We start from the raw sequence: 26,238 nt of genomic DNA, 5'->3' as shown, positions 1-26,238 counted from the left end.
AGTCCTTGAATTCTTGCGAGGTCGTCCGCTCAGGCAAAGGCCTGGATCAAGCGGGAAGCGATTTGGTCCAATGGTCTGACTTCCACGGCCGCCTGCATAGCCGCCGCGGCCTTGGGCATGCCATAGACGGCGCTGCTGGCCTGGTCTTGCGCGATCGTCAGGTAGCCGCGCTCGCGCAGCGCCTTCAATCCGCGCGCGCCGTCCTGGCCCATGCCCGTCAGCAGCACGCCGGCCGCCATGCCGCGCCAGTGCTGCGCCACGCTATGGAAAAAGACGTCGATGGAAGGCCGGTACAGGCTTTCCTTTGGATTCTCGGTGTAGCGCAGCGTGCCGTCGGCCAGCATGTGCAGGTGGTCGCCGGTGCCGGCCAGCAGCACCTGGCCGGGTTCGGGTCTTTCACCCTCGCGCACCAGCCTGACGGGCAACGCCACCTGATCGTTGAGCCAGTCCGCCATGCCTGCGGCGAACGAGGCGTCGACGTGCTGCACCAGCACGATGCCCGCCGGAAATCCCAGCGGAATGCCGCCCAGCAACTGCGCCAGGGCCGGCGGGCCGCCGGCCGAGGCGCCGATGACCAGCAGGCGCCTGGCGTCCGCCTCGGGCCCGGGCTGGGCCACCGGCGTCAGGGCGGGACGCTTGCCGTAGCGGCCGATCAGCCAGCCGACGTTGCGGATCTTGCGCAACAGCGGCGCCGCCGCCGCCCGCATGTCCGTACTGCCGACCACCGGCGTGTCGGCCGCGTCCAGCGCCCCGTGGCCCATCGCGTCGAACACGCGCGAGGTATGCCGCGCGACGTCGGCCGTGACCACGACGATCGCGCAGGGTGTCTCCGCCATGATGCGGCGCGTGGCCTCGACGCCGTCCATGACGGGCATGATGAGGTCCATCAGCACCACGTCCGGCCGGTCGCGGGCGCACATGTCCACGGCCTCCTGGCCATTGGCCGCGACCCAGGCCAGGTCCAGCCCCGGCTCCAGCGCGATCGCGCGCCGCAGCACTTCGACTGCCATCGGCATGTCATTGACGATCCCGACTCTCACGTTCGCGCCTTTCCGATCAGGTCTTCCACGGCGTCGAGCAGCGCATCATCGTGGAAGCTGCCCTTGGCCAGATAATAGTCAGCACCGGCGTCGAGCCCACGCCGCCTGTCCTCTTCCCTGTCCTTGTACGACACCACCATCACCGGCAGGCCTTGCAGCTTGGGATCGGCCTTGATGCGCGACACGAGCTCGATGCCATCCATGCGCGGCATGTCCACGTCGGTCACGACCAGGTCGAAGGCCTCGTTGCGCAGCATGTTCCAGCCATCCATGCCGTCCACCGCCACGGCCACCTCGAAGCCGCGGTTCAGGAGCAGCTTGCGCTCAAGCTCCCGCACCGTCAACGAATCGTCCACCACCAGCACGCGCTTGCGGCGCCGCGTCTGCTCGGCCGCCCCCGCGCCGTCCACCCGCGTCAGCTGGCCGCCTTCGACCAGCTTCTGCACGGACACCAGCATGTCCTCCACGTCGAGGATCAGCAGCGGCGTGCCGTCATCCATCAGGGCGCCCGCCATTACGTCCTGCACCTTGCCCAGGCGCGGATCCAGCGGCTGCACCACCAGCGTGCGCTCGCCCACGTAGCGGTCCACCGCAATGCCGTAAAGCTGGTCGTGGTCGCCCACCAGCACCACGCAGACCGTCTCGGACGCCGGCGCGGTCCCGCCCTTGCGCAGGATCTGGCGCGCGGACACCAGCCCGATTTGGCGATCCATGAAGCGGAAATGCTGATGGCCTTCAAGCTGTTCGATGTCCTGCGCCCGCACTTGCAACGCATGGTTGACGTAGGCCAGCGGCAATGCGTAGATCTCTTCCTGTACTTCAACCAGCAGGCTGCGCACCACCGACAGCGACAAGGGCATTTCCAGCATGAAGCGCGTGCCCTGCCCGGTGTTCTGCTGGATGCGTACCGCGCCGCGCAACTGGCGCACCATGGTCTGCACCACGTCCAGCCCCACGCCGCGCCCGGAGATCTCCGTGACTTCGCCGCGGGTGCTGAAGCCGGACAGGAACAGGAACTCCAGAAGCTCGGCCTCGGTGAGCCGGGCCGCGGTCTCCGTGCTGGCCAGCTTGCGCTGCATCACTTCCACGCGCAGCCGGTCCAGCGAGATGCCGGCGCCGTCATCGCTCAACTCGATCAGCAGCATGCCGGCCGCGTGGCGCGCGGACAGCCGGATCAGCCCTTCGGCCGGCTTGCCAGCCTGCAGCCGATCCTGCGGCATCTCGATGCCATGGTCCACCGCGTTGCGCAGCAGGTGCATCAGCGGCGCGTCCAGCTTCTCCAGGATGTCGCGGTCCACCTGGGTGGCTTCGCCCTCGATCTCCAGCCGCACCTGCTTGCCCAGCGAGCGGCCGACGTCGCGCACCATGCGCGCCATGCCGCCCACGCCGTCGCCGAAGGGCCGCATGCGGCAGGCCAGCGCGGTGTCGTACAGGCGCTGGGTCAGGTGGCCCATGCGCCAGCCGAACTCATCGACTTCGCTGGTGCGCCGCGACAGTTCCTGCTGGCATTGCTCGACGATGCGGTGGGCGTCGTCCAGCGCGGCCTGCGCGCGCGCGTCCAACGCTTGTCCGGCCAGCGCGGTGCGCACGTTATCCAGCGCCTGCGCCGCGCCCGTCTGCAGGCGTTTCAGGCGCAGCATCGAGGCGCTGAAGGGTGCGATCCAGTGGGACTCCACCAGCGTCTCGCTGGACAGGCCCAGCAATTTGTTGAGCGTGTCCGCCGTCACGCGCAGCACGCGTTCGCCCTCGCCCAGTCCCAGGTCCGAACTGCGCCGCAGCGGCGCACCGGCGGGCGCCTCTTCGATGGCGGGCAGCGGCGGCAGGAAGTCGGAAGGCTTGGGCTCGCGCGCCACCGCGGGCGCGGCAGGCGGCGCATGCGGCGCGCTGCTCAGGCGCGCCACCAGTTCGTCGATCTCTCCGCCCAATTCCGCGCCCGGCGTGGCCACGCGCTGCAACAGGTCGGCGCCCATCAGCAGCGCGTCGATGTCGGCCGCCTGCAGGCGCAGCCGCCCTTCGCGCGCCTCGACCAGGCAGTCCTCCATGGCGTGCGCGATACGCACCGCGGGATGCAGGTCGACGATGCGGGCGGCGCCCTTGAGCGAATGCGCCGCACGCATGCAAGCCTCCAGCTGGGGCGCCGAGGTCGGATCGTGCTCCAGCGCCAGCAGGCCGTTGTTCAGCACCTGCACCTGGGTGCGGGTCTCGAGCTGGAACAATTCCAGGAGCGACGCGTCGCGCATCTGTTCCGGGTTCACGCCAGGCTCCGTTCCAAAGCTTGCATCAGCAAGGTCTCATCCAATACGCCCACGCTGCGGCCGCCGCAGCGGGCCATCCCGCGCGAATACTTCAGGCTGGCGCCTTCCACGGTCGCGGGCAACGGCTCCAGCTTGTCCAGGTTCACGGCATGTATGCCCTCGACCTCCTCCACCGGCGCCACCACCGCCCGGCCCGCCCCGCCCAGGATCAGCATGCGCGCCGTGGCCGGCCGCTCGCGCGGCTCGTCGGCGGCGGCCTCCAGGCCCAGCAGCCGCGCCAGCGACACGCACACGGTCAACGTGCCGCGCACGTTGGCCACGCCCAGCATGGCCGGGTCGCGGCGGTGCGGCAGGCTCAGGATGCCGCGGGTGCTGGCGACCTCGTCCAGCGCCTTCGTCGGCAGGCCCAGCCACTCGCGCTGCACGCGGAACACCAGCAGCGACGACAGGCTGGCGCAACCGCCGAGCGCGGCCTCGGCGTCCCGCTCTTCCATCTGCGGCGGCAGCCGGTCCAGGATGCGCTTGGCCGCCGTGGCGTACACCGGACAGTTGCGGCAATGGACGTGATCCGGCAGTTGGCCGCAGCTCTTGTCGCCGCGTATGCCGATGCGGTTCCAGCAATCGTCCACGTCGGACAGGGAGCCTATCGTCTCAACCACGTCGCGCCTCCCCTCGCGCCGCGCGCGCTTGCAGGCGGCGGGCCGCTTCGTGGTCGCCGTCGGACGCCACCAGCGCGGCCAGGTGCAGCAAGGCTTCGCGATGGGTCGGGTCCAGGTAGAGCGCCTTGCGGTAGGCGGCCTGCGCCTGGCGAGCATCGCCCGCCGCGTCCTGCAGCAGGCCTTGCAGGTACAGGGCCTCGGCGCTGGCGCCATGCGCGTCGATATGCGCCCGGCAGCGCGCCATCGCGTCTTCGACCTGGCCCTGGTCGGCCAGGGCGGCGATGTTGCGCAAGGAGTCCTGCGCATCGCCCTGCCGGTCCACGGAGCCGCTCGCGGCGGCCGGCGCATGCGGCACCGGCAGTCCCGCTACGGGCGCCTGGGGCAGCTGCCGCCGCGGCGGCGTCCAGCTGTGCACGATGGGCCGGGCCGGCTGCGGCGCGGGCGCGATGGCCGGCGGTGGCAACGGTTTGGCCAGGAAGGCGAACGAGTTTGCCATCGGTACCGCCGGCAGCCGGCGCCCGGTCAACAGGCTGGTTTCGGCCGGGCCGATGAAAATCACGCCGTCCTCGCGCGTGAACCGGCGCAACACCTGCACGGCGCGTTCCTGCGTGGACGGATCGAAGTAGATCAGCAGGTTGCGGCAGAAAACGAAATCGTAGGGCGCGACGCCTGCCAGCAGATGCGGATCGAACAGATTGCCGGGCAGGAACCGCACCCGGCCGACCACGTGGCCAGCCAGTTGGTGGCCGTCGGCCGTCTCGGAAAAATAGCGGTCGCGATAGCCCAGCTCGTCGCCGCGAAAGGAATTGCGGCCGTACACGGCGCGCTGCGCGAACTCGATCATGCGCACGCTGATGTCGACGGCGTCGATCTGGAAACGCTCGGGCGGCACGCCGGCATCCAGCAGCGCCATGGCGATGGAGTAAGGCTCTTCGCCGCTGGAACACGGCACGCTGAGCACGCGCAGCACCCGGTTCTCGGCGCCCGCCGCGTACAAGCGCGCCCGCGCCAGCGCAGCCATGGCCGACTGCGACTCGGGGTAGCGGAAGAACCACGTCTCCGGCACGATGACCGCTTCGATCAACTGCTGCATTTCCGCCGCCGACGTCTGCACCTGCAGCAGATAGTCGCGTTCGTCACCGATGCCCGCCATGCCCATCCGGCGCCGGACCGCGCGCTCCACGGCCGCCTTGCCGATGGAGCCGCTGTCCAGGCCCATGCGCCGCTTGAGCAAGGCGCTGAAATCGTCGATGAGCATCATGGCTGCGCCTCGCGCGCCGCGTCTTCGGCGGGAAACAACAGGGCCCGCACCGTCGCGGGCAACAGGTCGTCGACATTGACGGCCTGCACCATGCCGCCGGCATCGCTGAGCACCGGCCCCAGATAGCGCGCGTGCGGATGGGCCAGGCCCGCGGACTGGAACGCGGCGGGATCGTAGTGCACGGTCTCGGTCGCCTGCTCCAGGATCAGCCCCAACAGGCGCCCGCCATCCAACTCGCTGGCGCGGTAGCGCACCAGGGCCAGCCGGGTGCTGGTCACCGCCGCCGCCGCGCCGCCGCCCGCCAGCGCGCTCATGTCGATGACCGGCACGGCCACGCCGCGGCGGTCCAGCACTCCGGCCACCCAGACGGGCGCGCCTGGCACCTGCTTCAGCTCGCGCAGGCCCAGCACCTCGGCGATGTCCCTGGCGTCCAGCGCATAGCGGTCGCCGCCGATGCGGAACAGCAGATACAGCCGGCGTCCGGCCGCGGAGGGAGCGCGCTGCGCCATGGCTTCCATCACACCTTGAAGCGCGACACGCCGCTGCGCAGGTCATTGGCGACCAGCGTCAGCTCTTCGATCGCGAGCGAGGACTGGCGCAGGGACTCGACGGTCTGCTGGGCGGCGTCGCTCAGCTGCTGCAAAGCCTGGTTGATCTGCTCGGCGCCAGTCGCCTGGGCCTGCATGCCCTCGTTGACCATCTGCACGCGGGGCGCCAGCGTCTGCACCTGCTGGATGATCTGCGACAGCTGGTCGCCCACCTGCTGCATGTCGGCCATGCCGCGCCGGACTTCCTCGGAAAACTTGTCCATGCCCATGACGCCGGCCGACACCGACGACTGGATCTCGCGCACCATCTGTTCGATGTCGTACGTCGCCACGGCGGTCTGATCGGCCAGGCGGCGGATCTCGGTCGCCACCACCACGAAGCCGCGGCCGTACTCGCCCGCCTTCTCCGCTTCGATCGCCGCGTTCAGCGACAGCAGGTTGGTCTGGTCGGCCACCTTTGTAATCGTCGTAACCACTTGCGTGATATTGCCGGCTTTCTCGTTCAGGATCGCCAGCTTGGCGTTGACCGAGCCCGCCGCGCCCACCACGTTGCGCATGGTGTCCTCCATGCGCGCCAGGCCCACCTGGCCGCTGCCCGCCAGCGCGGCGGTCTGCTCGGCGGCGCCGGAGACTTCGCTCATGGTGCGCACCAGCTCGCGCGAGGTCGCGGAGATTTCGCGCGAGGTGACGCCGATCTCGGTGGTGGTGGCGGCCACTTCGGACGCGGTCGCCTGCTGCTGCTTGGACGTGGCCGCGATCTCGGTGACGGACGTGGCCACCTGCACCGCCGAGCGCTGCGTCTTGCCGACCAGCCCGGTCAGTTCGTCCACCATGCCGTTGAAGCCGGTTTCGATGGCGTTGAATTCGTCCTTGCGCGCCAGCGTCAGGCGCCGGGTCAGGTCGCCGCCGCCGGTGGCCTCAAGGGTCCTGACGATGGCCCGCATCGGATTGGCGATCGCGCGCATCAGCAGAATGCCGCAGATGATGGCGGCGATGATGGCCACGGCCAGCGAGCCCAGCATACGGACTTCGGCGCTGTCCACCGACTGCTTGATGGCAATGGCGGCCTCGTCGGCCTGCTTCTTGTTTTCCAGCACCATCTTGGCCAGGATGTCGCGGCCCTTGTAGAACGCGGGCCGCAGTTCCGACTTGATCATGGACTGGGCGCGCGCCGGATCCGCCAGCATGGCTGGCGCCACAATGTCGGCGCGCATGCGCTTGTACTCCCGCAACTCCTTCTCGAACTCCTCGAACATCTTGCGGTCATCTTCCCGCGTGATGGTGCGGCGGTATTGCGCGATATGGTCTTCCAGCAACTGATCGTCTTGCGGCAACGCCTCCAGCACGCTACGGCGCTCCTGCTCCGTCTCCATGTTGAAGGCGTCCTGCACCACCACGAAGCCTGCGAACCACGACGAGCGTATCGAGGTGCTGTAGTAGATGCCAGGAACCGCATCGTTATTGATCAGCTCGACCTCTGACTCGATGACCAGCAGGCGCCGGTAATCCATCACCACCATCAACGCCATGATGGCCAGGATCGCCAGGAAGCTGGCCAGGATGCGCTGGCGGAGTGTCAGGTTCTTCATGCCGGGAAACCTCTATGCAAGATCAACTCGTCGATTGGGCCGAAATATTCTGGAACGAAACCGGGGACGCTTGGCTGTCCATTTATTACCGGATGTTGTGAGTTGGTTGACAATTATTGCAAAGGCAAAGGCCGGCAGCCACGGAAAACGCGGAATTTGCGGCAAATATGGCGGTTTGCGTCGGGAAAAAGCAAAGCCCTCTTACAAGGGCTTGTCTTTTCCCGCAACAATGCGTACCGGATTCAGCCTAGGCGACGTCGCTCCAGAGCGACGCAGGCGGCCGGGTTTCCACCCAATTCCGCGCCTGCCCGTAGGCATGCGCCAGCTGCAGGACGGCCAGGTCGGCCTGAGGCGGGCCGATCAGCTGCATGCCCATGGGCAGCCCGGCGTCGTTGAAGCCCACCGGCACGCTGATCACCGGGCAACCCGCCAAGGTCCAGGGCGTGACCGTCTCCATCCAGCGGTGGTAGGTGTCCATGGGACGGCCCGCGATCTCCTTGGGCCAGTCCAGCGCCGCGTCGAAGGGAAACACCTGGGCCGAGGGCACGGCCAGGTAATCCACGTCCTCGAACATGCGCAGCACGGTCTGATACCAGGTGCTGCGCTCTTCCGTGGCTTGGTAGACCTGGCGCGCCGTCATGCCTTCCAGTCCCTCCACTTCCCAGATCACGGCCGGCTTGACCAGCTTGCGGGTCTCCGGGTTATGAACCAGGGGATGCAGCTGGCCGCCGACCATCAGATGGCGATGAGCCAGCCAGATCCGCCAGAGGCGTTCCCCCGCAAACGGCACCTGGTAGTCGACGGTCTCGCAGCCGGCCTGCCCCAGATCGGCCAGCGCCCGCTCGCACATTTCCAGGATGCCGGCCTCCATCGGCAGGTAGCCGTTCCAGTCGCCCAGCCAGCCCACGCGCTTGCCGCGCAGGTCGGCGTCCAGCGGCTGCGCGAACTGGGCGGGATCGCCCGTCAGGGACAAGGGCACGCGCTTGTCGGGACCGGCCATCACGGACAGCAGCATGGCGACGTCGCGCGGCGACCGGCCCATCGGCCCCTCATAGGCCAGCTGCTTGATAAACACCTCGTTCGACGGCCCGTAGGGCACGCGGCCGGCGGACGGGCGCATGCCGTAGACGTTGCAGAAGGCGGCGGGGTTGCGCAACGATCCGCCGAAATCGCTGCCGTCCGCTACCGGCAGCATGCGGGCGGCCAGCGCGGCAGCCGCGCCACCGCTGCTGCCGCCGGCGGTCTTGGACGGATCGTAGGGATTGCCCGTGACGCCATAGACCGGGTTGTAGGTGTGCGAACCCAGGCCGAATTCCGGCACGTTGCTGCGGCCGATGAAGATGGCGCCCGCCGCGCGCATGCGTTCGATGATGATGGAATCGTGCGCCGTCACCTGGTCCTTGTAGACCAGCGAGCCCATCGAAGTGACCATGCCGCGCACCGCGGTCAGGTCCTTGGGCGCTTGCGGCATGCCATGCAGCCAGCCCAGCCACTGGCCCGCGGCCAACTGCGCGTCGCGCTCGTCGGCCTCGCGCATCAATTCGTCGCCGTCGCGCCGGGCGACGATGGCGTTGAGCTTGGGATTGACCCTGTCGATGTGCGCCAGGTAGGCCGTCATGACCTCGCGGCACGACACCTTGCGCTGGCGGATCGCCTCGGACAGCGCGTGGGCGGACATGGCCACGATGTCGTTCAACGGGGCGGCGGTGGGCATGCTTGTCTCCTTGTGGCGCCTTGGATGCCGGGCGCCTGATCGTATAGTGTGGCGCGGACCCGGACGCCGGCCGCGCAGGCAGACAATACTACGCAAACCGGCCGCGCCGCGCTCGCCGCCTCAGGGAAACAGATGCCGGGCCAGGTGGTCGATGAACACGCGCAGCTTGGGCGAGGCATGGCGGCTGGCCGGCCATAGCGCCCACATGGTCGCGTTGCCGCGGGTCTGCTCGTCCAGCACGCTTTGCAGCCGCCCTGCCGCCATCTCCTCGCGGATCGTGAAATCCGGCAGGCAGACGATGCCCTGCCCGCCCAGCGCCAGGAAGACCCGCATCTCGACGCTGTTGCACACCAGCGTCTGCGGCAGCTCGGGAGCCTGCGCCTGCGGCGCGAGCTTCAGCGGCCAGCGCTCCAGCCGGCCCGTGCTGGGATAGCGGTAGTGCAGGCAGGCGTGGCGCAGCAGATCGGCTGCGCGCCGGGGCGTGCCGTGCTCCGCCAGATAGCCCGGCGAGGCCGCCAGGATGCGGCGAAAGCGGCCCAGGCGGCGGCGCTTCAGGCCCGAGTCATCCATTTCGCCGCTGCGGACCACGGCGTCGTAGCCCTCGCCGATCACGTCGACCATGCGGTCGGTGAAATCCAGGTCCAGCTCCACTTCGGGGTACTGCCGCATGAAGGCCGCGATGGCGGGTTCGAACAGGCCGCTGTAGCGCGGCAGGCTCACGCGCAGCTTGCCGCGCGGCGCGTCGGCGGTCTCGGATAGCTCCAGCTCCGCCGCCTCGACTTCGCAAAGTATGCGGCGGCAGCGTTCCAGGAACAGCTCGCCCTCGGGCGTCAGCGCCACATGGCGCGTGCTGCGATGGAACAGGCGCACCTTCAGGCGCGCTTCCATACGCGCGATGCTCTTGCCCACGGCGGACGGCGACACGCCCAGCGCCCGCCCCGCCTCGGAAAAACTGCGCGTTTCGGCCACCTGCACGAAGACACCCAAGCCGCTCAAGCTATCCATTTCCGCTTGCTCCAATGCGGACATAAATGTCCGGAATCTTGGGAATCCTAGCCTATTTTTCTTTTATGCAGCCGCCCCTAAGCTTGCCAGCATCGCATGACCGCTGCGCATTTGGCGGTGTTTTCTCCAACACGGACCCACACTTTCCATGCCCAAGCCCGATACCCCGGCCTCCAGCCACCGCTGGCTGCAACTGCTGTCCGCCTGCCTCACGGCCCTGCTGATCCCGCTATGTTTCACCGGCCCCGCCGTGGTCCTGCCGTCCATCAGCCAGACGCTGGGCGGCACGCCGGTGGAACTGAACTGGATCCTGAACGGCTACATCCTGGCCTACGGCAGCGTCATCATGGTGTCGGGCAGCCTGACCGACCTGTACGGCCCGCGCCGCGTCTGGCTGTGCGGCCTGGCCTGGTTCTGCGCGGCCACCTTTCCCATCCCCTGGGCGCCCTCGGCCGCGTGGATCGATTTCCTGCGGCTGATGCAGGGCATGGGCGGCGCGGCCGCATTCGCCGCCGCCATGTCCTCGCTGGCGCCGCTGTTCCACGGCGCGGCGCGCATCCGCGCCTTCAGCCTGCTGGGCACCACCTTCGGCATCGGCCTGTCCTTCGGACCGCTGGCCTCGGGCTGGATGGTGGAAGCGGCGGGCTGGGAATGGGTCTTCCTGGCCACCGGCCTGGTCGGCGTGCTGGGCGGCGTCATGGTCGCCTTCAGCGTGCGGCCCGCGGCTGGCACCGCGCCAGGCAGGCTGGATTGGCCCGGCGCCCTCGGCTTCACGGCTGCCCTGGGCCTGTTCACCTATGGCATGTTGCTGGCGCCCGAAGCCGGCTGGACCGATGGCCGTGTCACAGGTTCGCTGGCGGTCTCTGTGCTACTGGCCCTGGCCTTTGTCCGGTGGGAGCGCCGCGTGGCGCAACCCATGCTGGACCTGAGCCTGTTCCGCGACCCGCGCTTTGTCGGCGTGCAGGCGTTGGCCGCCTCCCCCGCATTCCTGTTCATCGCGCTGATCGCCCTGCTGCCGGGCCGCTTCATCGGCATCGACGGACTGGGCGCGCTGGCCGCCGGGCAGCTGATGACGGGCCTGGCCGCGCCGCTGCTGGTCGTGCCGTTCCTGGCCGCGTTGCTGACGCGCTGGTTCGATCCCGGCCGGCTGTCGGCCGCCGGATTGCTGATTGCCGCGGCGGGGCTGGCTTGGCTGGCCGAGACCCTGGCAGCGGGGACCGCCGGCCTGTGGCTGCCGATGGGCTTGATAGGCATAGGCATCGGCCTGCCCTGGGGCCTGATGGACGGACTGGCCGTCAACGTGGCCGATCCGCGCAAGGTTGGCATGGCCACCGGCATCTTCAATACGGTGCGTGTTTCGGCCGACGGCGTCGCCATCGCGGTGGTCAGCGCGCTGCTGGCCTACCTGATCCAGGCGCAGCTCGCCGCCGCACTGGGCGGGGCGGCCGACAGCCAGGCCATCCTGCTGGCCGCCAACCGCAGCGCGATGGGCCTGCTGGCCGAAGCCGCCGGCCAGCTGCCCGGCGCGGAGGAGCTGCTGCGGCGCGCCTACGTCACGGCCTTCAGCAGCGTGCTGCATGCATTGGCGGGGTTCGCGGTGCTGACCGCCCTGGCCGTCTACGCGCTGCTGCGGCGCGTCCGCCGGCCTGCCGCAAGCGGCCGGGTGCCTGCCTGACCCAGGCCACGAACCTTGCGCCAGATCAAACCGGACGCAGGCTTGCACGCCCTAAGATCGCCTTCCGCCCCAAAGGAGTCGATCTTGAACTCAGCCGACGATATCTGCACGGAAGCCGAAATCCGCGACCTGGTTCATGCCTTCTACGGCAAGGCCCGCGCCGACGCGCAGCTGGGCCCCGTCTTCGACAGCCAGGTGCATGACTGGGACGAGCATCTGGCCACGCTCTCGGACTTCTGGTCGGCCGTGCTGCTGGGCACGCGCCGCTTCACCGGCATGCCCATGCCCAAGCACGTCGCCATGCCGAATCTCAGCGCGGAGCTGTTCGAGCAGTGGCTGGCCCTGTGGCAGGAAACCACCGAGGCTCTGCCCAACCGCGCCCTGACCGACGCCGCCCAGGAAATGGCCAGGCGCATGGCGCGCAGCCTGTGGTACGGCTACCAGCTGAGCCGCGATCCCAACCAGCCGCTGACCGAATTGCGGCCGGCCTGATCACTCCACGCGCCACCAGCCGGGCAGCAAGCCGCGCACCTTGGCGCGGCGGTAGCGGTCGTCGATCAGGTGCACCGTGCCCACGTCCTGTTCGGTGCGGATGACGCGGCCCGCCGCCTGCACCACCTTCTGCATGCCTGGATACAGGTAGGTGTAGTCGTAGCCGTTCTCGACGCCGTAGCGCAGGTCCATGGCGCGCTTCATGTTCTCGTTCACGGGATTGACCTGGGGCAGGCCCAGCGTGGCGATGAAGGCGCCGATCAATCGCTTGCCGGGCAGGTCCACGCCTTCGGAGAAGGCGCCGCCCAGCACCGCGAAGCCCACGCCCTGCCCGCTTTCGGTGAAGCGCGCCAGGAACGCCGCGCGGCCGGCCTCGTCCATGCCCGGGGTCTGCAACCAGATCGGCACCGCCGGATGGCGCGCGCGCATCAGGTCCGACACCTGCCGCAGATAGTCGAAGCTGCTTAAGAAACCCAGGTAGTTGCCCGGCCGTTCCGCATACTGCCGCGCGATCAGGTCGACGATAGGTTCCAGCGAGCGTTCGCGGTCGCGATAGCGCGTGGACACGTTGCCCACCACCCGCACCGCCAGCTGCTCGGCCTGGAACGGCGCGGCGACGTCGATCCAGGGCGTGGCCGCGGGCAGGCCCAGCGTGTCGCGGTAGAACTGCTGCGGGCTCAGCGTGCCGGAGAACAGCACCGTGGCATGCGCCGCCGCGTAGCGCGCCGCCAGGTACGGCGCCGGAATCACGTTGCGCACGCACAGCACGGACGGCGGTGTCTTGGCGCCGGCGGCGGCGGCGTCCGACAAGGTCACGTCGAACAGCGCGTGCGGGCCGAACTGCTCGGCCAGCCGCATGAACTGCAAGGCCTCGAAGTAGAACGCCAGCACGGGATCGTCCTGCGGGAGCGGCGATTCCGCCATGTGCTCCATGATCGCGCCCACCGCCTTCTGCACCGCGGCCAGCACGCCTGCCGCGACCTCGTCATAGGCCTGGTAGCGTTCCGACTGCTTCTTGTTGAGCGCATTCCAGGAACGCTGCAAGCCGTCCAGCGGCTTCTTCAGCGCCTTGGGCGCGGCGTAGCGCACCGCCGCCAGCGAGGCCTGGTCGAGTTCGCCCGTGTACATGCGGCGCGCCCGGTCCACCAGGTTGTGGGCCTCGTCCACCAGCACCGCCACCTTCCACTGGTAGACCTGCGTCATCGCGTACAGCATCGCGGTGGAGTCGTAGTAGTAGTTGTAGTCGCCCACCACCACGTCGCTCCAGCGGATCAGCTCCTGCGACAGGTAGTAAGGACAGACCTGATGTTCGCGGGCCGCGGCGGCAACAGTAGCGGCGTCCAGCCGCACATGCGCCAGGGCGGACTCGCGCGCCTGCGGCAAGCGGTCATAGAAGCCCTGGGCGAGCGGGCAGGACTCGCCGTGGCAGGCCAGGTCTGGATGCACGCAGGTCTTGTCGCGCGCCTGCAGGTCCAGCACCCGCAGGCCGGGCGCGGCCGGCTGCGCGTTGACGGTGTCCAGCGCCTCCAGCGCCAGCGCGCGGCCCGGGCTCTTGGCGGCCAGGAAGAAGATCTTGTCCAGACCCGAGCCCGGGCTGGCCTTGAGCAGCGGGAAGATCGTGCCCAGCGTCTTGCCTATGCCGGTGCTGGCCTGCGCCATCAGGCAACCGCCGTCGCGCGCCGTGCGATACGCCGCCACCGCAAGATCGCGCTGCCCGCTGCGGAATTCGCCGTGGGGAAACGCCAGCGTCTCCAGGGCGCCATCGCGCGACTGGCGGTGCGCCTGCTCCTTCGCGGCCCAGTCCAGAAAGCGCCCGCATTGCTCGCGGAAGAAGGCCTCCAGCGCGGCGGCCTCGTGCGTTTCGACCTGCACTGTCTCTTCCTCGGTGACCACGTTGAAATACACCAGCGCCACGCGCAGGCGTTCAAGCCCGCGCGCCTGGCACAGCAGATGCCCGTACACCCGCGCCTGCGCCCAATGCACCGCGCGGTGGTTCTCGCGCACGCTGTCCAGCTGGCCACGGTAGGTCTTGATCTCTTCGAGCTGCTTGGCGGCAGGGTCGTAGCCGTCGGCGCGGCCGCGCACCAGCAGGTTCTCGTATTGCCCGGACAAGGCCACTTCGGTTTCGTAGGCCGGCCCGCGGCGTCCCGTCACGGCCGCATGGCCCGCCATGCCCTCCAGCCCCGTGGGCGCGGGCGTGAAGCGCAGGTCCAGGTCTCCGGCGCGCGCCGTGAATTCGCACAGCGCGCGCACCGCCACGGCGTAGCTCATGCGTCGACCTCGCGCCAGCTGACGTGGCACACCCGCACCGGCATGCCGTGCAACACGCAGTACTGCAGCCAGCGGATCTGGTTGTCCTGCAGCTTGTCGCCCGGCCCCTTGACCTCGATCAATTCGTAGCGGCGCTCGGACGGCCAGAAGCGGATCAGGTCCGGCAGGCCCGAGCGGTTGGTCTTCACGTCGCGCAGCAGGCGTTCGAAATACAGCTTCAGATGCGCGGCCGGCAGGCATTCCAGCGCCTGCGCCAGCAGGTCCTCCGACAAGGAACCCCAGAACACGAAGGGCGATTGCAGGCCCGCCTTGTCCGCGTAGCGTTGCAGGATCACGTCCCGATAGCCCGGCGTGTCCAGCTGCGCCAGGCATTGCGCGAACAGCGCCGCGCGGCGCTGGTGGAAATCCGGCGCGTCCAGGTCGGCGGGACCGCGCTGGAACGGATGGAAGAAGGCGCCCGGCAAGGGCGCGAACACAGCCGGCCAGCACAGCAGGCCGAACAGCGAATTGATCAGCGCGTTTTCCACGTAGTGCACGGGCGCGTCGTCGCGGTGCAGATGGTCGCGAGTGACGTATTCCACCGCCGTGGGTTCGGCCGGCCGCGCCAGCGTCAGGTCGGTGCGCAGCAACGCCGGATGGGCCGCGCGCGCCGGCGCGGTGTGCCCCGCGCCGCGATACAGCCGCGGCAGCATGCGCGCCAGGCGCTGGCTTTCTTCCTCGCTCTCGGGCTCGGCGTGCGCCTGCAAGGCCAGGGCCAGCGCATCGCCGTGCCGCGCCATGCGTTCGTAGACGCGGATGCGGCGGTGCCTGGCGCCGGGATAGGCGCAGGCCTCGTACACGCGTCGCGCGGTGTCCCAGTCCTGCGCCCGCTCGCAGGCCTGTCCGATGCGCAGCAAGACCTTGGCGCGGCGCTTTTCCAGCCAGGCGTTGCCGCTGGCGCAAGCCTGCACGGCCTGCATCAGCGCATCGGCGTCGGCCCCCTCTTCCAACGCCACGCGGCAGGCGTGCAGCGCCAGATAGCAATCCACGTCCGCCCGTGCCTGGAAGGCGCGCGACGAAGCGTCGAACGGCACGGTTTCGTACTGGAACACGCGCAGGTCGGCCAGCACGAACTCCGACCAGTCCTGGTGCAGGTTGCCGAAGAACATCAGACGGAAACGTTCGCAGATGTCCGTCACCGCCACGCGCCAGACGGGTTCCTGCGCCTGCGGGTGCCAGGCCGTGTAGGGCCGCGGCGCGTCGTCCATGGCGCGCACTGCTTCCAGCAGGTCGCCCTTGCGCGCGGCGGATCCACAGGACGCGCCGACGAACATGCGGTTCAGTTCGGGCTTGGTGTGCAGGCCGAACAGCTCGTCCAGCGTCATCGGCGCCTGCGCGTCCAGCCACCCCAGCGCCAGCAGCGGCGCGGCGGCCGCCTCGGCCTCGCCAATCTCCTCGTAGACCAGCCGGCTGGCTCGGAACCAGGGACCGCGCCGCATCAGCATGCGCACCATCAGCGCCTGCGATGCCTGCGGCAGGCCCGGAAAATCGGCCATGAACCGGCGTTCGCCATCGTCCAGCAGGTCGGCGTAGCGGTCGCCGACCCACGCCAGCGCGCGCTGGAAGTTGTGCAGATAGTAGTAGCGGTAGGCGGGAAACATCGGCCGGGCCGGATGACTGGATATTTATCCAGCAATCATAGCAGGCGCGCCCGGCCGGCGCCTCAGCCAATCCCGTGCCGCACCAGCGTGAATCCCTCGTCGTCTTCCGGCTCGACGAAATACGCGGTGATCGCGTCGTACTGCTCGTCGGTCGTGGTGTAGGGATGCGTGCCCGAGGCATTGCGCGCGCGCAGCCTGGCCTTGCAGACCTCGTCGGGCAGGTCCAGGTAGTGGAGTTGGTGGGCGCAACCGGCCTCTTGCGCCACCTGGCGCAGCCAGTCCCGGCTGCGTCGCGTGTTGGCGGGAAAATCCAGCACCACGGACAAGCCCGATCGCACCAGGGCCGCCACATGGCTGCCCATGGCGTTGCGCAGACGGCTGGCGCAGCGGGCGTAGTCCGTCAGGTCCACGATCTCGCCCGGATACAGCGCCGCCAGCCAGCTGTCCTCGCTGAGCAGGATGGTGGCCGGCCGCGCGGCCAGGGCCTGCGCCAGCGTGGATTTGCCGGCGCCGATCTTGCCGCAAAGAAAGTGCAGCATTGGAGTGGCCGGGGCGGAAGTATCGGTGGACGTCATAGGGTGCTCTCCTGGAAGAAGCTGCGTGCAGGAGGCGGGCCAACAAAAAACCCGCCTCTGGCGGGTTTGTGTGGCGATGTACCGACGCGCGCTAACCCACCAAGGTCCTGATGGGGCTAATAATCAAAACGAGGGAGGCGACGGATCGATGCATGAGCCGTAGCTTGCGCCCGGCGCCGACGCCTGTCAATTCGTTCAATGAAAAAACGGCGCCGGCAAACCCATGAGGCTTGCCGGCGCCGCGTTGACTTCAAGACATCAACGCGCGGGCTGTGGAGCCGCCCCCACGTCCTTGCGCACCTGGGCCACGTCGGCGGCGGTCACGGCCGCCCCCTTGTTGCCCCAGCTGGACCGCACGAAGGTCACCACGTCGGCGACTTCCTTGTCGGTCATGCGCCAGTCGAAGCCCGGCATCGCGTAGGCGGTAGGCGCCGCGGTGGTGCCCGGCATCTGCGCGCCCTTGAGCACGATGTGGATCAGCGACGCAGGATCCGCCGAGTTCACCGTGGAGCTGAGCGCCAGCTGCGGGAAGGTTTCCGCATAGCCCTTGCCCGTGCTGCGGTGGCAGGCCGCGCAGTTGTTGAGGAACGCCATGGCGCCGTCGCCCTTGTCCGTGCCGGTGCGCAGCGCCTGCGCCACGGACGGGTCGTAGGCCAGCGGCTTGGCGTCCTTGTTCACCGGCGGCAGGCTCTTGAGGTAGGCGGCGATGGCGTTCAGATCCGCATCGGACAGATGCTGTGTGCTGTCGCCCACCACCTGCGCCATGCCGCCGAAAGCCGCGGAATGGCCGTTGCGGCCGGACTTCAGGAAGGCGACGATGTCCTCCTGGCTCCAGCTGCCCAGGCCGTCCGTGGCGTCGCCGCGCAGGTTCTTGGCGAGCCAGCCGTCCACCACGCCGCCCGACAGGAATGCCGAGCCGTCGGCCTCGGTCAGCGCCTTTTCCTGCAAGGCGAAACCGCGCGGCGTATGGCAGGTGCTGCAATGGCCCAGGCCTTCGACCAGGTACTGGCCGCGCAGCAGCGCGGCGCGATCGGCGCCCTTCGTATCGACCGACACCGGCGCCGTCGCCACGTCCGGCGCGAACATCCAGCGCCACACGCCCAGCGGCCAGCGCATCGACAAGGGCCAGATGATGTCGGTGTCCTTGTTCTCCTGCTTCACCGGCTCGACGCCGTGCATGAAGTAGGCGTACAAGGCCTTGACGTCCTCGGGCGAGACCTTGGCGTAGGCGGTGTACGGCATGGCCGGATACAGCGAGTGCCCGTCCTTGGCCACGCCGTGGCGCACGGCCCGGTCGAAGTCCTCGTAGGAGTAGCCGCCGATGCCGGTCTCCTTGTCGGGCGTGATGTTGGTGGAATAGATCATGCCCAACGGCGAATCGATGCCCAGGCCGCCGGCGAACGGCTTGCCGTCCTTGGCCGTATGGCAGGCGATGCAGTCGCCGGCGCGCGACAGGTACTCGCCCTGCTTGATCAACTGCGCGTCGGCGGCGGCCGGCGTGCCGTCCGCGGCGAACGCGGCGCTGGCCGCCAGGGCGGAGATGGCCGCAACAATGGTCTGCTTAATCATTGTGCCGTCTCCTTAAGCCTGGACCAGCGGGCCGGGGTTCTTCAGGTACTGGTCGCGAATCGCCTGCGCGGACCAATAGGCCAGCGCGCCAACCAGGCCCGTCGGGTTGTAGCCCATGTTCTGCGGGAACACGCAGGCCCCCATCACGAACAGGTTGGGCACGTCCCAGCTCTGCAGGTACTTGTTGACCACGCTTTCCTTGGGATTGGTGCCCATGATGGCGCCGCCCGTGTTGTGCGTGCTCTGGTAGACCCGGGTGTCGTAGCGCGCGCCCTTCTTGCGCACCCCCACCGCGTACTTTTCGGGCTTCATGGCCTTGGCCACATCTTCCATGCGCTTGCCCATGTAGCCCAGCATGTCGAATTCGTTGTCATGCCAGTCGAAGGTCATGCGCAGTAGCGGCTGGCCAAAGCTGTCCTTGTAGGTCGGGTCCAGCGACAGGTAGGCGTCGCGGTACGACATCACCGAACCGGATATACCTATGGACAGGTGACGCTGATAGGCGTCCTGCACTCCCGCCTTCCAGGCCGTGCCCCAGGTGGGCGTGCCCGGCATGGTGGGCGTCTGCTTGATCGGACGGCCGCCGTAGCGCACGTGGCGGATGCTGGCGCCGCCCAGGAAGCCCAGGGGCCCGTGGTCGAACTGGTCGCCGTTCAGGTCGTCCATGCCCACGCCGCCCGCGCCCGTGCCCACGAAGGGATTGAGCTGGGTGCCCTTGGGCAACAGGACGTTGACCGCGCCGTTCATCTGGTACGCGTAGTTCTTGCCGACCACGCCTTCGTTGGTCTTGGGGTCGTACGGCTTGCCGATGCCGGACAGCAGCAGCAGGCGCACGTTGTGCATCTGGTAGGCCGACAGGATCACCAGGTCGGCGGGTTGCTCCACCTCACGGCCTTGCGCGTCGATGTAGGTCACGCCCACGGCCTTCTTGCCGCTGGAGTCCAGGTTGACCTTGATCACGTGCGAATGCGTGCGCAGTTCGAAGTTGGGCTTCTTCAGCAGCACCGGCAGGATGGTGGTCTGCGGCGAGGCCTTCGAATACATGTAGCAGCCGTAGTTCTCGCAGAAGCCGCAGAAATTACAGGGCCCCAGGCGCACGCCGTACGGATTGGTGTAGGGGCCCGAGGCATTGGCCGCGGGCGCCGGATACGGATGGAAGCCGACCTCGCGCGCCGCCTTGTCGAACAGCTGGGCGCCGTAGGTGGTGGTCAGGGGCGGCAGCGGGAATTCCTTGCTGCGCTTGCCTTCCAGCGGATTGCCGCCTTCGACGATCTGGCCGTTCAGGTTGCCGGCCTTGCCGGACGTTCCGCACACGTATTCGAACTTGCTGAAGTACGGCTCCAGTTCGTCGTAGGTCACGCCGAAATCCTGGATGGTCATGCCTTCCGGGATGAAGTTCTTGCCGTAGCGCGTTTCGTAGCGGGTGCGCAGTTCCAGTTCTTCGGGCAGCACGCGGTAGTGCATGCCGTTCCAGTGGAAGCCCGCGCCGCCCACGCCCGTGCCCAACAGGAACGAGCCATTCTGCCGGTACGGCACGGCCACGTCATCGACGCCGTGGCGGATGGTCACGGTTTCCTTGGACAGGTCCTGGAACAGCTTGCCGCGCACGGAATACGCCAGCTCGTCGATGACCTTGGGGTACTCGGCGTCCTTGGGCGTGTCCTGCATCGCACCGCGCTCCAGCGCCAGCACATGCAAGCCCGCCTCGGTCAGTTCCTGGCCCAGGATTGCGCCGGTCCAGCCGAATCCGACCAGCACCGCATCGACTTTGTCTTTTTTGATCGCCATGGCTTAACCCTTCTCCCCAGAGATCGACACGGGGCCGTAGGGATACTTCGCGTTGGGCTGGTCGGCCCAGTCCGCGAAGTCCGCGCGCGCGCCCGGGAAACCCACCATCTTCCAACCCACCATGTTCTTGTTGCCGCCGTACATCGGATCGGCGAAGAACCCTTCCTTGGCGTTGGAGAGCAGGAAGCTGAAGAACGTCCTGGCGGGCACGCTCTCGAATTCGATCTTGCCGCCTTGCAGGTCCTTGAGGATCTGCTCCTGCAGCGTCTTGTCCAGTTCGGCGTAGGCCTTGCCGTGCGTCTTCACGCACCAGGCGTCACAGGCTTCGATGCCGTGGCGGTAGACCTCGCGGGGATTCTGGTTCAGCTGGTAGCCCAGCTCCGGCACCTGGTCGGTATGGAACGGCCCCTGCATGTACCAGAGCTTGCCATGGCCGTACGGCGTTTCCATCTGGCGGTCGATGAATTCCGGCACGCCGGCCTCGATGGCGCCGGGACCGTACTGGTCGGACGGAATAAGATGATCCACCGCGGCCACGACGAAGGCCCATTCGGCCTTGGTGAAATAGGTGGGTTCGTAGGGCTTGGCCGCGCGCGCCGCGGCGCTGTCCGGTTCGTTGGTACAGCCGGTGGTCATTGCGCCCACCGCCAGCGTCGATGCTGGCACGATGGCCAACGCCTGCAGGAACCGCCTGCGCGGCTTTGCGTCTTCTGTCATAGACATCTCCGTGAATACTCCAAGTTGTCCTAGCTACCGAACATGAACCTGGGAACACGAACCGCCGAGCTAGTGACAACACGCTCTTCGCTTGCAGAAAATCGACCCGATCCCCACGACATGGAGCTTGGGAAAGGGTGCGCACATTATGCGCTTTTTAGGCCATCTGATACGCTCGATTGACCATATCAGTTCGATTTTCTTGACATGAAAATAAGTTTTGCATTAAGGACAAAGTAAGAAACCCGCTTGAGCGGGTTTCGTGGCATTGCGGGTGCGCGGCGGACGCGCTTGCGGGCAGGCCGCCAGTGAAGCCGTCAGGACACGCCGAACAGGCGGCCGTATCCAGGCGCGGCCTGCACCCCTCCTCCCGCCAATCGCACGGCATCCCAGAACCCGGCAGGCGAACTCGACACCACCGGCACGCCCAACCGGCGCTCGACTTCCGGTATCGCGTCCAGCGTCAGCAAGCCGCCGCAGGACAGCAGAATGCCGTCGCTGTCCGGCGCCGCCTCGAAGGCTCGCAGGCACAGATCGACGAGCGTGTCCGTGCCCACCCGGGCCATGGCCTCCACCCCCGTGATGCCCAGGCTGCGGCAACCGGTAGCGACGAAGCCCTCTTCGCCCAGGAACGCCGCCAGGCGCTCGTTCACGTCATCGATGTAGGCCGTCGCCAGCGCGACGCGCCGCAAGCCCAGCGCGCGCAAGCCATTCAGGACCGCCGAGCTCATGGTGGTGCACGGCAGGCCGGTGGCCTCGCGCATCGCCTCGGTCAAGGCCGTGTTGAAGGCCGCCCCGCGATAGAAGCTGAGCGACGTGCCCATCAACGAAATTGCCGAGGCGCCCTGCTGCTGCAAACGGCGCGCATGGTCCACCACCGATTCGATCACGGCGTCGTAGCCGTCCGGCGTCACCGAGCCCAGGCCCAGTCCGCTGGCGATGAAAGGCAGGCCGGGATAGAGCCGCGCCCCGTCCGCCGGCACCAGGCCGGCGGCGGGCGGCACGATCATGCCGATGACGGGGGTGCTTGATTGCTGCATGAAAAACTCTCCTGCTGTGGATACGGGAATCTCAAGGGGCGAACGTCAGCTTGGCGCGCGTGATCAGGTCGACCCAGCGCTGTTCTTGCGCGGGCAGCCAGGCGGCAAGCGCGTCGGCGGGCTGGTAGCGCACCAGCGAGCCCTGCGCGATAAAGGCTTCGCGCAGCTTGGCGTCGGCCAAAACCCGAGGCAGCGCCTGCGTGATCTTCTCCAGCGCCGCGGGCGGCGTCTTGGCCGGAGCCAGCAGGAAGATCGCCGGCGTGGCGTCAAAGCCCGGCAGCGTCTCCGCCACGGTCGGCACGTTGGGCAAGCCCGGGAAGCGCTCGGCGCCCAGCACCGCCAGGATGCGGATGCGCCCGGCGTCCGCCTGCGGAATCACCGCGGGCAGGCTGGAAATGGCCGACGACACCTGATCCGAAGCGACCGCCTGTACCGCGGGGCTGCCGCCCTTGTAGGGCACGTGCACCAGATCCACGTTCGCCATGGACTTGATCAGTTCGCCGCCCAGATGGTGCATGGACCCCACGCCCACCGAGGCATAGGTGTAGCGCCCCGGCTCCTTGCGCGCCATGGCCAGCAGGTCCGCCAGGGAACGCGCCGGGCTGGATGCCGGCACCGCCAGCGCCAGCCCGGCGTCGCCCACCATGGCTACCGGCGTGAAGCTGCTGCCTATCCGGTAATTGACCTTCGGGTAAATGTGCGGCGCCAGCAGCAGCGAGGTATCCGCCAGCAACAGGGTCGCGCCGTCCGGTTCGGCCCGCGCCACCACGTCGGCGGCGATGGTGCCGCCCGCCCCCGCGCGATTCTCGACCACCACCGGCCGGTCGATGGCCTGCGCCAGCCCCTGGGCCAGCAGGCGCGCCAGGGTATCCACGCCTCCGCCGGGCGAGAACCCGACGACGATCTTGACGGGCGTGGTCTGGGCCTGCGCAGCCGGCCCCGCGGCGGCGATGAACAAGGCGGCCGCAAGGCCTGCAACTCGATGGAACACGGCTAGTCTCCTGCTTCTGTTTTTAATGGACGCCACAAAGGCGCCGGGCAGCGCTGCGCCCCGGCACGCGCCGGAAAACGCATTGAAGTAAGGGTTCAGTTGAGCGGGTTGCGACGCCTGTCCGCGGTGCGCGGACCGTACAGCCAGGCCAGCGTGGCCGCCGCCGGCGCGGCCTGTTCCGCGGCGCGCATGCTGCCTACCGGCGCGAACAGGCCCTGCGGAAAGCGCTCGGCGAATTCACGGAACTGCTGTCCGCCCTCGACGATGTGGCGGGTGGCGGCCTGCGAGGCCGCGCGCTCGTCGCCGTCCAGCACCGCCTCCAGCACGCCGGCATGTTCCCGCCATGAACACGCCAGACGGCCTGGCTGGTCGAAGTGGCGCAAGCGGTAAGGATGCGTGCGCTTGCGGATCGCCATGATCTGCTGGATCAGATAACTGTTGCCGCTGGCGCGATACAGGATGTCGTGGAACGCGATGTTGGCGGCGGCGTACCCGCCCGGGCGTTGCGCGGCCAGGCCGGGCTCCGCGTCGCGATGCGCCGCCAGCAGCTCCTTGCGCCCCGCCTTGGTGATGCGCTGGCTGGCAAGGCCCGCGCACAGGCCCTCCAGATAGGCCAGCGTCTCAAACATATTGGCCAGCTCGCCGGGTTCCAGCGCTGCCACGAATATGCCGACGCGGGGCTTGATGTGCACGAAGCCCTGGGCCGACAGTTGCAGCAAGGCATCCCGCACGGGAGTTCGCGAAACACCGCAACGTTGCGCCAGCAGCGCCTCGTCCAGCGCCATGCCCGGCGGCAGTTCGGCGTTGACGATCTGATCCTCCAGCGTCTGGCGTATCCGATCAGCCGCCGTGGCGGGGTAAGCCTTCTGCATCACGATTCCCTTGCTGGCAACAGTGGGACGATTATCGTCAGGCCGATCTGATATATCAACGCGCCGGTCGCGGTGCGATACGCATGCTCCTGCCGGCGCGGCCTTGACATGAAAATGCTTTTTGCATTAATCACAACCCAGGCAAGCTGAACGCGGCGGACCGCGCCGCGCATACCAACGGACTCGCGAATGAACGACAAGACCAAGACCTGGCGCAGCACGACGACCACGCGCAGCTGGACCTCAACCAAGGACCTGACGCCCGAACAGCGCGGCCGCATCGAGGAGCTGCTGGACGGCGGGATGGACGGCGCCACGGTCAGCCAGACCTGGAGCTACGCCGGCACGGAAAACGGCGAGTCCTTCAAGGTCGAGATCAAGGACGGCGCCGTCACGGTCAACGGCCGCCGGTACGACAGCCTGGACGCCGTCCCCCGCGCCGAACGCGCGCGCATCGAAGCCCTGCGCGCCGGCCAGGACGACGGCGGCCTGTGGGACATGCTGCGCAATGCCGGCGTCGACGTGGATCACCTGGCGCAAGGCATGCAGCCGCAAGGCGCCAAGCCGGCCTTCAGCATCGAGACCGATGAAGCGGAACCGGCCCAGGCCCAGGCCCAAGCCCAGCCGCAGACCCAGACCCGAGCCTCGACCCAAGCCACTCAAGCGGACCAGACTGACGCCGGACTCTCCCCTGGCGCCGTGCCGGCCAGCGGCGGCGGCCTGCGCCGGATGCTGCTGATCGGCATCGCGGTCGGCCTGGGCTGGTGGGTGGCGCGGGCGCTGAATCTGTTCTGAGGCGCGTGGCCGCAACGGAACGCCCGTGGGCCGCGCCCGCGAATTGTTTCAAAACTTGGCCGGCGTGACCGCCAATGCCATGCGCGACATGCCTGGAAACATAAGGACAAGACCCGGCCCGAGCGGCGCGCCTACGATCTGGAATTCTCGATGCGCGCCACCCGCGCGCCAGGAACCCGGATGCGCGTACTGCAGTCGCTCAGAGCACGTGTCGTCGCCAGCCTGGCAGGCATAGGCTCCCTGCTCGCCGCCGGCAGCATCGCGCTGTACGGCGCCTACGGCAAGCTCAACCGCGCATCCGAACCGGTCTACAGCGCCAGCGCCTCGATCCGGACCGGACAATGGCAAGTGGTGCCGCGGCGCGCCTGGACCTCCTCCGATCCCAAGGTCTATGGCGTACCCGTCAAGCCCGGCGACACGGCCCTGGTGGTCGAAGCCGACCTCACCAACCGCACGGCCGAGTCCAGCGCCGACTACCTGGGCGTGTTGCGCTGGAACGCGCCCGCAGGCGTGGCGGCGGGCAAACCCATGGTGGTCGGCCTGCGCGACGTGCAGCAGATGCCCTATCTGCAGCCCGGCCTGCCCGAACGCATGGCCTTCGTCTGGACGCTGCCGGCCTCGGCGCCGGTCCCGGCGCAAGCGGCCTGGTCCGTGCAGAGCAAGACCTACAAGCCGGTCGACAATCTGTACGGCGCCCCCGGCTGGTTCAACCCCGTCTACATCGGCCGGATAGAACTGCCCGTGGCCGCGGGCGGCGCGCCGGAGCCCGCGCCATGAGCGCGCGCCTGGGCTCCCTGCTGCTGATACTGGCCGCGGCGTTGGCGCTATACGCCATGCAGCACAGCACGCCGCGCTACATGGCGCTGACCGGCCCCATCACCGCGCGCGGGAACATGGGCCAGACCGTGAGCGCCAGGCTGTTCGACGTCACCGTGCAACGCGTGCAATTCGCGCGGCAGTTGAGCTACCAGAGCCTGAGCGCAACGCGGACGCGGGACACCGGCGGCGTGTGGGCCATCGTCTGGCTGCGCCTGGCCGCCAGGGACACGTCCGCGACGGTGGGCCAGTCCGCCTGGCTGGGACCCGACGGCCTGGCCTACCACCACACTGACCGCCTCGTGCTCGCGCCGGAGCAGCCGCCCTATGCGCTGGAGCCCGGACTGCCTCGCACCGTGCGCCTGATCTTCGAGATCCGCCCTGACCAGGCGCGCGGCGCCACGCTGCTGCTGTCCGCGCGCTATGACCCGCGCCTGGACTCCCAGGTGCGCATCGCGCTCGACGACGTCCCCTTGGACCCGTCCGGCCAACCCATCGCCGCCGCCCGCTACGATCTGAACAAGGAAACTGCGCCATGAACGACGCGGACTCGCGTGAACGCCGCTGGCGCCGGCGCAGTCTGTGGCTGCTGGCGCCGCTGCTGGTGCTGAGCCTGTACTGGAGCGGCCGCGAGAGCGCGGCCCGCTGGCTCCAGAGCCGCGAGTTGCAGCCGCGTGACGTCGCCGCCGGCACGCAAGCGCCGCTGGGCGGCGCGCAATGGCAGCTGCAGCAGTTCGGCGTCCTGGAGCCGCCGGCCGGCAGGGGTTGGCTACCGGGCTCGCGCGCCGCCCTGGCCGCCTTTTCCGTGCAAGTGCTGGAGGCCGATCTGCCCACCCGCTGGCGCGGCTGCCGCATCGCCCTGCACGATGCACGCGGGCGCACCTGGCTGCCGGCCATCGCGCCCGCGCTGCGCCTGGCGCCCGGCA

General features: G+C 68.4%; 23 protein-coding genes. 6 read left to right on the top strand and 17 right to left on the bottom strand.

The features are described from left to right. Positions 1-29 precede the first annotated feature (29 nt). The 8 genes from cheB to HWY37_RS33020 all read right to left on the bottom strand — a co-directional run bounded on the left by cheB (position 30) and on the right by HWY37_RS33020 (position 10,071). Complete coding sequence (gene cheB, locus HWY37_RS33050; protein WP_175209494.1) at positions 30-1,040, bottom strand: chemotaxis response regulator protein-glutamate methylesterase; 1,011 nt, start codon at positions 1,038-1,040, stop codon at positions 30-32. Beyond that, a complete protein-coding gene (locus tag HWY37_RS33045) occupies positions 1,037-3,295 on the bottom strand; it encodes a hybrid sensor histidine kinase/response regulator (RefSeq protein WP_176090773.1) in 2,259 nt (752 codons plus the stop codon). The genes cheB and HWY37_RS33045 overlap by 4 nt, the downstream gene beginning before the upstream one ends. Continuing rightward, a complete protein-coding gene (locus HWY37_RS33040) occupies positions 3,292-3,954 on the bottom strand; it encodes a chemotaxis protein CheW (protein WP_246302471.1) in 663 nt (220 codons plus the stop codon). Before HWY37_RS33040 ends, HWY37_RS33045 begins: the two co-directional genes overlap by 4 nt. Then, complete coding sequence (locus tag HWY37_RS34745) at positions 3,947-5,215, bottom strand: CheR family methyltransferase (protein ID WP_246302470.1); 1,269 nt, start codon at positions 5,213-5,215, stop codon at positions 3,947-3,949. Before HWY37_RS34745 ends, HWY37_RS33040 begins: the two co-directional genes overlap by 8 nt. Then, positions 5,212-5,724, bottom strand: a complete 513-nt coding sequence (locus tag HWY37_RS33035; protein WP_420872187.1) for a chemotaxis protein CheW — start codon at positions 5,722-5,724, stop codon at positions 5,212-5,214. The genes HWY37_RS34745 and HWY37_RS33035 overlap by 4 nt, the downstream gene beginning before the upstream one ends. An 8-nt stretch (positions 5,725-5,732) precedes the next feature. After that, positions 5,733-7,352, bottom strand: a complete 1,620-nt coding sequence (locus HWY37_RS33030) for a methyl-accepting chemotaxis protein (protein WP_176090772.1) — start codon at positions 7,350-7,352, stop codon at positions 5,733-5,735. A 247-nt stretch (positions 7,353-7,599) separates the two neighbouring features. Continuing rightward, complete coding sequence (locus tag HWY37_RS33025; RefSeq protein ID WP_176090771.1) at positions 7,600-9,066, bottom strand: amidase; 1,467 nt, start codon at positions 9,064-9,066, stop codon at positions 7,600-7,602. Positions 9,067-9,186: 120 nt separating this feature from the next. Then, entirely contained in the window at positions 9,187-10,071 is an 885-nt protein-coding gene (locus tag HWY37_RS33020) for a LysR family transcriptional regulator (RefSeq protein ID WP_175211146.1), read from the bottom strand. A gap of 148 nt (positions 10,072-10,219) precedes the next feature. Between HWY37_RS33020 and HWY37_RS33015 the strand changes: the two genes are divergently transcribed. Both HWY37_RS33015 and HWY37_RS33010 read left to right on the top strand, forming a co-directional pair. Continuing rightward, positions 10,220-11,746, top strand: a complete 1,527-nt coding sequence (locus tag HWY37_RS33015) for an MFS transporter (protein ID WP_176090770.1) — start codon at positions 10,220-10,222, stop codon at positions 11,744-11,746. Positions 11,747-11,830: 84 nt separating this feature from the next. Further along, positions 11,831-12,238 carry a group III truncated hemoglobin gene (locus HWY37_RS33010; protein ID WP_175211150.1) on the top strand — a complete coding sequence of 136 codons (408 nt, stop codon included), beginning with the start codon at positions 11,831-11,833 and terminating at the stop codon, positions 12,236-12,238. On the opposite strand, the gene HWY37_RS33005 is transcribed toward HWY37_RS33010, so the two are convergent. The 9 genes from HWY37_RS33005 to HWY37_RS32965 form a co-directional block, all read right to left on the bottom strand. Continuing rightward, positions 12,239-14,509 carry an ATP-dependent DNA helicase gene (locus HWY37_RS33005; RefSeq protein WP_176090769.1) on the bottom strand — a complete coding sequence of 757 codons (2,271 nt, stop codon included), beginning with the start codon at positions 14,507-14,509 and terminating at the stop codon, positions 12,239-12,241. After that, the gene (locus HWY37_RS33000) at positions 14,506-16,149 is read right to left on the bottom strand and encodes a VRR-NUC domain-containing protein (RefSeq protein WP_176090768.1); all 1,644 of its coding nucleotides are present in this window, start codon (positions 16,147-16,149) and stop codon (positions 14,506-14,508) included. The genes HWY37_RS33005 and HWY37_RS33000 overlap by 4 nt, the downstream gene beginning before the upstream one ends. A 62-nt stretch (positions 16,150-16,211) precedes the next feature. Beyond that, on the bottom strand, positions 16,212-16,724 hold the full coding sequence (locus tag HWY37_RS32995) for a P-loop nucleotide/nucleoside kinase family protein (RefSeq protein WP_175211156.1): 513 nt from the start codon (positions 16,722-16,724) through the stop codon (positions 16,212-16,214). 258 nt (positions 16,725-16,982) lie between these two features. After that, entirely contained in the window at positions 16,983-18,293 is a 1,311-nt protein-coding gene (locus tag HWY37_RS32990) for a cytochrome c (protein ID WP_176090767.1), read from the bottom strand. Between the two features lie 12 nt (positions 18,294-18,305). Then, positions 18,306-20,081 (bottom strand): GMC family oxidoreductase, encoded by a 1,776-nt coding sequence (locus tag HWY37_RS32985; protein ID WP_176090766.1) that lies wholly within the window; start codon positions 20,079-20,081, stop codon positions 18,306-18,308. Positions 20,082-20,084: 3 nt separating this feature from the next. Next, positions 20,085-20,798, bottom strand: a complete 714-nt coding sequence (locus HWY37_RS32980) for a gluconate 2-dehydrogenase subunit 3 family protein (RefSeq protein WP_176090765.1) — start codon at positions 20,796-20,798, stop codon at positions 20,085-20,087. A gap of 317 nt (positions 20,799-21,115) precedes the next feature. Then, positions 21,116-21,838: an arylmalonate decarboxylase gene (locus HWY37_RS32975; RefSeq protein ID WP_176090764.1), complete on the bottom strand. Its 723-nt coding sequence runs from the start codon at positions 21,836-21,838 to the stop codon at positions 21,116-21,118. A gap of 31 nt (positions 21,839-21,869) precedes the next feature. Then, entirely contained in the window at positions 21,870-22,829 is a 960-nt protein-coding gene (locus tag HWY37_RS32970; RefSeq protein ID WP_176090763.1) for a Bug family tripartite tricarboxylate transporter substrate binding protein, read from the bottom strand. Between the two features lie 95 nt (positions 22,830-22,924). Continuing rightward, positions 22,925-23,701 carry a GntR family transcriptional regulator gene (locus HWY37_RS32965; RefSeq protein ID WP_176090762.1) on the bottom strand — a complete coding sequence of 259 codons (777 nt, stop codon included), beginning with the start codon at positions 23,699-23,701 and terminating at the stop codon, positions 22,925-22,927. Positions 23,702-23,890: 189 nt separating this feature from the next. On the opposite strand from HWY37_RS32965, the gene HWY37_RS32960 reads away from it, so the two are divergent. The 4 genes from HWY37_RS32960 to HWY37_RS32945 all read left to right on the top strand — a co-directional run. Continuing rightward, positions 23,891-24,496, top strand: a complete 606-nt coding sequence (locus HWY37_RS32960; protein WP_176090761.1) for a hypothetical protein — start codon at positions 23,891-23,893, stop codon at positions 24,494-24,496. Positions 24,497-24,676: 180 nt separating this feature from the next. Continuing rightward, on the top strand, positions 24,677-25,273 hold the full coding sequence (locus HWY37_RS32955; protein WP_176090760.1) for a hypothetical protein: 597 nt from the start codon (positions 24,677-24,679) through the stop codon (positions 25,271-25,273). Beyond that, positions 25,270-25,851: a hypothetical protein gene (locus HWY37_RS32950; RefSeq protein WP_176090759.1), complete on the top strand. Its 582-nt coding sequence runs from the start codon at positions 25,270-25,272 to the stop codon at positions 25,849-25,851. The genes HWY37_RS32955 and HWY37_RS32950 overlap by 4 nt, the downstream gene beginning before the upstream one ends. Then, positions 25,848-26,238: hypothetical protein (locus tag HWY37_RS32945; protein WP_176090758.1), on the top strand; the 391-nt coding region annotated here is incomplete at its 3' end. The genes HWY37_RS32950 and HWY37_RS32945, both read left to right, overlap by 4 nt.

This window comes from Achromobacter anxifer (genome assembly GCF_903652925.1).
GTDB lineage: Bacteria > Pseudomonadota > Gammaproteobacteria > Burkholderiales > Burkholderiaceae_B > Achromobacter > Achromobacter anxifer.
The sequence above is the reverse complement of the archived record's forward strand: the minus strand, read 5'-3'. Positions and strand labels throughout refer to the sequence as shown.

What these genes read in the sequence shown, in the direction of transcription:
- HWY37_RS34745 (WP_246302470.1), bottom strand. Translation starts at nt 5,215, where the DNA reads ATGATGCTCATCGACGATTTCAGCGCCTTGCTCAAGCGGCGCATGGGC.
- HWY37_RS33035 (WP_420872187.1), bottom strand. Translation starts at nt 5,724, where the DNA reads ATGGCGCAGCGCGCTCCCTCCGCGGCCGGACGCCGGCTGTATCTGCTG.
- HWY37_RS33030 (WP_176090772.1), bottom strand. Translation starts at nt 7,352, where the DNA reads ATGAAGAACCTGACACTCCGCCAGCGCATCCTGGCCAGCTTCCTGGCG.
- HWY37_RS33025 (WP_176090771.1), bottom strand. Translation starts at nt 9,066, where the DNA reads ATGCCCACCGCCGCCCCGTTGAACGACATCGTGGCCATGTCCGCCCAC.
- HWY37_RS33020 (WP_175211146.1), bottom strand. Translation starts at nt 10,071, where the DNA reads ATGGATAGCTTGAGCGGCTTGGGTGTCTTCGTGCAGGTGGCCGAAACG.
- HWY37_RS33015 (WP_176090770.1), top strand. Translation starts at nt 10,220, where the DNA reads ATGCCCAAGCCCGATACCCCGGCCTCCAGCCACCGCTGGCTGCAACTG.
- HWY37_RS33005 (WP_176090769.1), bottom strand. Translation starts at nt 14,509, where the DNA reads ATGAGCTACGCCGTGGCGGTGCGCGCGCTGTGCGAATTCACGGCGCGC.
- HWY37_RS33000 (WP_176090768.1), bottom strand. Translation starts at nt 16,149, where the DNA reads ATGTTTCCCGCCTACCGCTACTACTATCTGCACAACTTCCAGCGCGCG.
- HWY37_RS32995 (WP_175211156.1), bottom strand. Translation starts at nt 16,724, where the DNA reads ATGACGTCCACCGATACTTCCGCCCCGGCCACTCCAATGCTGCACTTT.
- HWY37_RS32990 (WP_176090767.1), bottom strand. Translation starts at nt 18,293, where the DNA reads ATGATTAAGCAGACCATTGTTGCGGCCATCTCCGCCCTGGCGGCCAGC.
- HWY37_RS32985 (WP_176090766.1), bottom strand. Translation starts at nt 20,081, where the DNA reads ATGGCGATCAAAAAAGACAAAGTCGATGCGGTGCTGGTCGGATTCGGC.
- HWY37_RS32980 (WP_176090765.1), bottom strand. Translation starts at nt 20,798, where the DNA reads ATGACAGAAGACGCAAAGCCGCGCAGGCGGTTCCTGCAGGCGTTGGCC.
- HWY37_RS32975 (WP_176090764.1), bottom strand. Translation starts at nt 21,838, where the DNA reads ATGCAGCAATCAAGCACCCCCGTCATCGGCATGATCGTGCCGCCCGCC.
- HWY37_RS32965 (WP_176090762.1), bottom strand. Translation starts at nt 23,701, where the DNA reads ATGCAGAAGGCTTACCCCGCCACGGCGGCTGATCGGATACGCCAGACG.
- HWY37_RS32960 (WP_176090761.1), top strand. Translation starts at nt 23,891, where the DNA reads ATGAACGACAAGACCAAGACCTGGCGCAGCACGACGACCACGCGCAGC.
- HWY37_RS32955 (WP_176090760.1), top strand. Translation starts at nt 24,677, where the DNA reads ATGCGCGTACTGCAGTCGCTCAGAGCACGTGTCGTCGCCAGCCTGGCA.
- HWY37_RS32950 (WP_176090759.1), top strand. Translation starts at nt 25,270, where the DNA reads ATGAGCGCGCGCCTGGGCTCCCTGCTGCTGATACTGGCCGCGGCGTTG.